The organism is Paenibacillus sp. p3-SID867, from assembly GCF_025142895.1.
Taxonomy (GTDB): domain Bacteria; phylum Bacillota; class Bacilli; order Paenibacillales; family Paenibacillaceae; genus Paenibacillus_AQ.
Window position 1 is genome coordinate 1 of record NZ_JAMBDM010000048.1, and the last position, 6707, is coordinate 6707.

A 6707-nucleotide genomic window follows, 5' to 3' on the forward strand; every position below is an offset into this window, starting at 1 on the left:
AACCTGTCCATTACCGTTTGTATCAACACTAGAAATGTCAGCGTTTGAATTTGTACTAGTTGAGTCAGAAGGCTCACTGCCCGTTAACCCGAGTGATACATTTACTTCATCAGGGTTCACATTGTCAAATGTATCAACGATCTTGTTACCCTTTAACGTATAGGTGTACTGGTAACTTGAAGGGATTTGGGTTTCTGTATTCGGATATGTGACGATCGCTTCAAATTTATTGGCTCTACCTGCTTTGCGAATCGCATCTTCCATATAAGCCTGATCACCATGTCGATTGAGTGTGCTATCTTATGGGGTAATATTATATGCATTCGATACCCCTCCGAGAGAATCAGCAATGATATGTCCTTCATCTAAAACGTCACTTTCGACACCAGTAACCTTTGCCTCATCAGGGTAGTATCTGCCAGACGATAATACAGGTTCGTTACGGTCGTCTTGTAGAATAATTTCATCAGCAATGACACGCACTAATTGCCCATATTCATTAGTAAATGACCAATACTCACGGTCTCCGTAACCAATGTCAACAACAATGTTAGGTTCACGATGCCCAGACAAATCACCACCATCAACTTCGATAAGCTTGTATCCTGAAAACAAATCATTATTCAGTTGTGTTGATGTTTCCTTTCCTACTGGTTCATCAACAACCACTTTGACAGCTTCTTTTTTTACAATATTCTTATTTGTAGTATCTGTTGTTACTTCTTGTGAATCTGTTTCTACATCTGTACTGGATGTATCTTCTACGTTGGTACAACCAACTATAAAGATGATCGTGAAAATTAGGATTAAATAGTTCATTTTCTTTTTCATTTTAGGACTCTCCTATAATAATTTCATACTGTTCATTCTAAAACGACGACTTTAACTTATCTTATCTTGTTCTATAATCTTACCATATAAGACTAATATCGTATTGAATTATCCTGCCCTTTAGTTGAATAAAGGCGGACTTTAAGGGGAATCTGCTGTTATTCAAAATGCTAAAAATATCGACGATAAAGTTCTCGTCGTCGTTCGCCGCGCAGCTGAGCATATATTTGAGTGGTTGATGCTTTTTCATGCCCTAGCATGCCTTGAATGAAATCTAAAGGTGCTCCATTATCGAGGAGTTGGCACGCATAGGTATGACGAAATCGATGCGGATATAGATTTACTTCAAGCTCTCCTCGGCCTGCAAGCCGTTTCAACGCCCACCTGATCGTAGGAATGGCCATCCGTCTACTCGGATGTGTATCGGTTACGAATAAGGCTTTACAGTTGTCTTCACGGCCGGCCAGATACTTCTTGAGCCACACTTTACACTCTGTCGTGAAATAAACCTCTCTCTGCTTTGAACCCTTGCCATTAACAATTGCAGAGCAGTTTTCCCAGTTAAGATCCTCGATATTTATCTTCTCCACTTCTCCAACCCGGCAGCCCGTACTGTAGAGAAATTCAAGTAACGCCCTTTCTCTCAGTGATTGACAAGCGATCTTTAAGTGAATTATATCTTCCTCGATTAAAAACTTAGGTATTCGTTTATCCATTTTAGGTTCTCGTAGTTTTAGGGAGGGATTAGAAGTCAAGTATGTTTCTTCAAAAGCATAGCGAAAAAGGGAACGAACAAAGCGAATCCGGTGTCCTAGGCTACTTGGCTTCAACCGATTAGATTGTTTCGCTAAGTACTCCTTCAGCAGAGTTAAAGTTATCTCGGTTATATCCAGGTCACCGAGTTCCTTGATCAGCATTTTGTTCTGGAGAGCGTATGCTTTCAATGTTTTCGGACTAAATCCTTGGATACGTTTATCAGTCTCATACAATCGCCACAACTCACTTAAGATCATAACAAAACCTCCTATTAGTTTGCTTCTAATAGAAGGATTTAATCTTTATGATTTGAACTAGTGTTCCCGTTAGCGTAATCACGATGGTTAAGTCCCTGCAGAGACATGGTCAATACGTAGCTGTTAAGACTAATGGTATCATTACGAATCAGTGACTACATCAATTCACCCAGATCTGGCGGACGACGAAAAAGTGTTGCCTGCTCGAAACTATAGGCGATGCTTATTAACGTGGGCTCACTGAAAGCCCTCCCGGAAAAGATAACACCAAATGGACCCTGCGTCGAATCTCCATCCGCATCAATTGTTCCTTTGGCTGAATAACCGGCGGGCACCGTTATAAGGGGATACCCTAATCTGGCAGCAATGTACATACCATCAATATCACCGGGTAGCATTAATGCATCTAAGCCGTGTTGATCGAGTGCATAGTCAATTCCTTGCGATACTGTCGGATGGTTATATTCTTGACGTTTAAGTTGATAGGTTGTCTCGTTTAGTGCATTTTGTTCCGAGCGAATCAGATTATCTTGGCCAAACTTCAATGAGGAAGCAGCGTGCTTCTGATTATAAGAAATCAATTCTTGAAGAGAATGCACGGGCATATCCGAGCTCAACTTCGATAAATAGTGATTCAGGCCTGTTTTGAATTCGTAGCAGATAACATCATTGTTCCATGGATGCTGTTCCAAATAGAGGTCCACAGGATCGATAACTGTAGCACCTTGCTCACGTAGAACATTAATGGCGGATTCCATGATTGAAAGTCTTTCTTCATCCAATGAATCATAGTAATGTCGGGGAATCCCAATGCGAGCTTTACGCAGAAAGTCTCGGTCGAGATAAGTTGTATAGTCATGAGAAGTACGTTGCGGGCTAGTCCATGTTGCCTCATCGTTTTCGTCAAAACCGACGATTGCTCCAAGTAGAATCGCTGCATCAGTGACTGTCTTGGAAATTGGTCCTGGTGTATCCTGACTTATGGAGATTGGGATTATGCCGCTGCGGCTCGTAAGCCCTATAGTAGGCTTTATTCCAACGAGAAGATGTTGGCTGGCCGGCCCAATATTCGAACCTGCGGTTTCTGTTCCTATCGCTGCTGCTGCCAGGTCCGCAGCTAGTGCTGCAGCAGATCCTGAACTTGACCCGCTGACGAAGAGCTTGCCAGGTCCATATGGATTCAACACATATCCACCCCTAGAACTGAATCCAGCAGGCATACGGCTGGACATAAAATTCGACCACTCGGTCATATTTGCCTTACCTAGAAGAACTGCGCCGGCAGCGCGGAGTTTTGCGGCAATAAACGAATCTTCAGGAGCAAACGACTCAGCCAATGCGATTGAACCAGCGCTCGTATGCATTCGGTCGTGTGTATCGATGTTATCCTGAGCAGGATTGGTATTCCGTGAAGAGGCCCCCGACTACCTGTTGTTTTTAGCTCAAAATCGAGATTCCTTGCGATTTCAACCGCATCTGGATTAATCTCTAATACAGCATTGATCAAAGGATTATACCTATGAATTCTTTCGATATATGCTAGAACGAGGGCTTCGGAGGTACATTCACCCGTAGCCATTGCCTTTTGAATGCTGACCAAATCAGCGTCCTGAATCCAATCTTGCAAGTTGATGCTCATATATTAAGATACCCCCCAGTGATGGTAAATTATAGGACAATAATAATACGGTAACATTCTGTCTTACTACGTGTATAGGTAAAGTTTCGATATAATAAAAAAGTATCTTTGGGCATTGCAGGAGAGCTTATACATATCCGAACATCAATATTGTATCTAAAGAAAACTGCCCGTAAGCACAACGAGGCTACCGATCATGACGGCAGCCTCGTTTAAGTTAATTATTTAGTTATAGTGTCCCGTTAGCGCAACAGGCTGCCTATTGGGCAGCCTGCACATGATACCTACACTACTGGTTGTTTCAACTTATAATCCAAAATGTTCACGAACTAGTCTGAATTGTTCTTCAACACTTAAGCTAGTTGTTCTTTTAATGGTCTTGATTCCATTTTTAACACAGGCATTTCTAATGTCACGAGAAAACTTTACCATATTTTTGTTGCCGTTTTTGATTGTTTCCGCTGGTTTAACTGTAAGGTTAATAATATCCAAAATCATCTTATGGTCTTCCCTGAAGAAATATAGCCGTTCTATTTCTTCATCAGACGTATAGAGACAAATCATTCTTTCTTTAGGAATAAAGGGTAATATTTGTTCGGGCATTATTCCTAAATCTATTATGATTGGTGTATCGGTAGGCATTTTCAACAAATCGATAACAAAAAACTCCATCATTTCTTCGATAATTTGAAAAAGCCATTCACAATGTTCATCATTGGGTTTATTAAACCATTTGTCCCAGTCCAAACCAGGATGAGGATATTGAAGGGCAGGGTATTCAACAGGGCTAGTGAATGGTCTATATTTTAAGACATTATCCTCTAGCGTTTGAAATCCTAACTCCTCAGCAAATTTCTTTGTCATTGTGGTCTTGCCCGCGCAACAACCACCATTTAACCAATACACATGCTTTAATTGTTCTTTCAGATAATTATCATTAACCTTCATATTTACCCTCCTCAAATTTTAATTTTGAGGAAGTTGGCGGATTCTTATCGGCTTTCTAAAACAGCGAAAGTACATATTTAAATCCTCCTTTCCAAAGCATACTAATAACATTCGACTGTTTGGTTATTAATTCCTCTTGCATTCCAACTAAACTGCCCGTTAGTTGAACAAAAGCAGCCGATCCACGTTGATCGGCTGCCTTCTTGTTTTTCTTGAGCTATCGTTTCCCGTTAGCTTAGTCTCGAACAAATTCAGCAGATACAATGGTTTTGTTCCAATCCACATGTATTCTGTATGAGCCGGGCTCCAATTTCGAAAATGTCTTTATATCTGTATAGTCCTGACCAGGCTCCAAATCTATGTAATCTTTTATTGGAACCCCACCTTCGTCTACTACTTTGTTGTCTTTTAACAACTTATATCTTGCTCCGCCAATAACAGTCACCATTTTTTCGCTTTGATTTTTGAAAGTATAAGTTATTTTAGTATCGGAACCTAAGTTTTCTACCTTAACGGAACCGACTAAATCAGATTGATTTGTATTACTGTTTGAACCTGATGGTTCATTTGTAGAAGTATTCTTGGCTGATGGTTCAGTGTGTATTGGTTCTGACTCAGTATTTGCCTTTGTACAGCCTGCAAAAATCATGCAAACTACTAAAACTAACATTATGATGAAGCTATTCATTTTCTTCATTAACATACCTCCTCGTTATAATCAGACGAACACTTTCTTGAATAGGTTGCGTCTTAGTCACCATTCAGGTTAACTGCCCATTAGCTTGATGAAATTGCATGGAAACCCAGTTAGATACTTATCTAATCGGTAATCGGCACTTATTCTTGTCCTTTACGGCAATCGGGACAAGAACTTGTACCGATAAAACAAAAAAGCCGCTAAATTAGCGACTTTCAATGGGACCATGATCTTGTCACCCGACACTCCTTCATTATTTAGATGGTTAATATGAATCATAACCACGCTAAAATTAGTCACTATTTTTTCAAGTACCCAGAATAAACTGTTTGGATGGATACCTACCTCCAGATACTGTCTATTAACAGAAACAGCGGCGGACTAAGACTTCATAAATAAAGTCATAGACTGCCGCTGTTGTCATTGAACTAACGTTTCTCGTTAGTTCAATGAGTGTTTATAATGGCAGTTCTAAAATGGATTATTTTATGGTACTTACGCTTCCTCTTAATGCCATATCTTTATATATGGATTCCTCAATATTAGGAAACAACCTGTAAATTGATTTTTGAATTATTTTCTCAATTTCTTGCTTAATACAGAAGTAGCCCTTCCATAAAATTGGCGAATTAGAATTGATTCCATTTCTAATGGCAGCCGAAACAATTCGCTTTTCTATTGTTGAAAATCCTTCATCATCTGCTAATGCATCACATAATGTAATTAGTTTGTCATAGATAGTCCATTCAATTTGATTTAATATTTCACTTAATTGCAGTTGTATGTGTGAAGGGATTTCCCCCCAACCATTAATTGTATCTAAGTTTGTTTATGGAAATGAGTGCGTAACGCAAACATTAGCTGTTCCTTCGTAGCCCTTATTCATCATAAATAACCATCCAATGAATGAATAACTGATGGGGTATAACCTACATACCGACCAATATCATGTAATAGTCCACTTGTAAAAGCTATATTGGGATCAATTTCATACCCTGCCTTTAGTAAATCTATTGCTATATATTCTGCGGCTTTTGCCACGTTTATGGAGTGTTGAACCCATGATCCTGGATTTGATATTGCCGCTTCATTTAACAATTGCTCTGCGTATAATCGATCTTCGACAAACCTCATTTCATCAACTCCTTAACAAATAAAACAGGGGGCAGCTTCCACAGCAAATTCCCCCTATATATTGAACCCATGTTCCTCGTTTGTTCAATAACGTGAAACTTTCTACTTCGATATGTATGTTTGGTGTTTTATGATGAACTCGGGTTGCGTTAAATACGCCATGTAATTTACCGCTCCATTAAAATCCAAATATGCCTGATAGCGGGTGCGAATAGCGGGGTGTTCAATGAAATCAAGAACTTTATCTTTCGCCACCCAGCGACTATCGGTTGTTTCCTCAGTAACAGCTAATAACTCCCCACCAACTGGTTTACATACGAAATCAAACCCAACTTGCGTAGGAACATCAGTCACACCATCATACCATTTAAAAATCCCTGTATTTGAATAGATACCAATTAAGTAGCTAACCGTAGTGTCAATTCCACTTTCCTCTTTGATTTCA

The 6707-nt window shown here is 39.7% G+C and carries 4 protein-coding genes and 3 pseudogenes; all 7 read right to left on the minus strand.

Going from position 1 to position 6707, the window contains the following annotated elements; genetic code table 11:
• Positions 1-831, minus strand: a pseudogene (locus tag M4D81_RS34520) (DNA/RNA non-specific endonuclease); the annotation flags it as partial.
• Between the two features lie 170 nt (positions 832-1001).
• Positions 1002-1844: a tyrosine-type recombinase/integrase gene (locus tag M4D81_RS34525; protein ID WP_260069678.1), complete on the minus strand. Its 843-nt coding sequence runs from the start codon at positions 1842-1844 to the stop codon at positions 1002-1004.
• 155 nt (positions 1845-1999) lie between these two features.
• A pseudogene (locus tag M4D81_RS34530) lies at positions 2000-3483 on the minus strand (amidase family protein).
• 306 nt (positions 3484-3789) lie between these two features.
• The gene (locus M4D81_RS34535; RefSeq protein WP_260069679.1) at positions 3790-4431 is read right to left on the minus strand and encodes a DEAD/DEAH box helicase family protein; all 642 of its coding nucleotides are present in this window, start codon (positions 4429-4431) and stop codon (positions 3790-3792) included.
• Between the two features lie 235 nt (positions 4432-4666).
• On the minus strand, positions 4667-5128 hold the full coding sequence (locus M4D81_RS34540; protein ID WP_260069680.1) for a hypothetical protein: 462 nt from the start codon (positions 5126-5128) through the stop codon (positions 4667-4669).
• 481 nt (positions 5129-5609) lie between these two features.
• Positions 5610-6262: pseudogene (locus M4D81_RS34545) on the minus strand (HD domain-containing protein).
• Between the two features lie 102 nt (positions 6263-6364).
• Positions 6365-6707 (minus strand): NUDIX hydrolase (locus M4D81_RS34550; protein WP_397376904.1); only part of this gene is annotated, 343 nt, incomplete at its 5' end.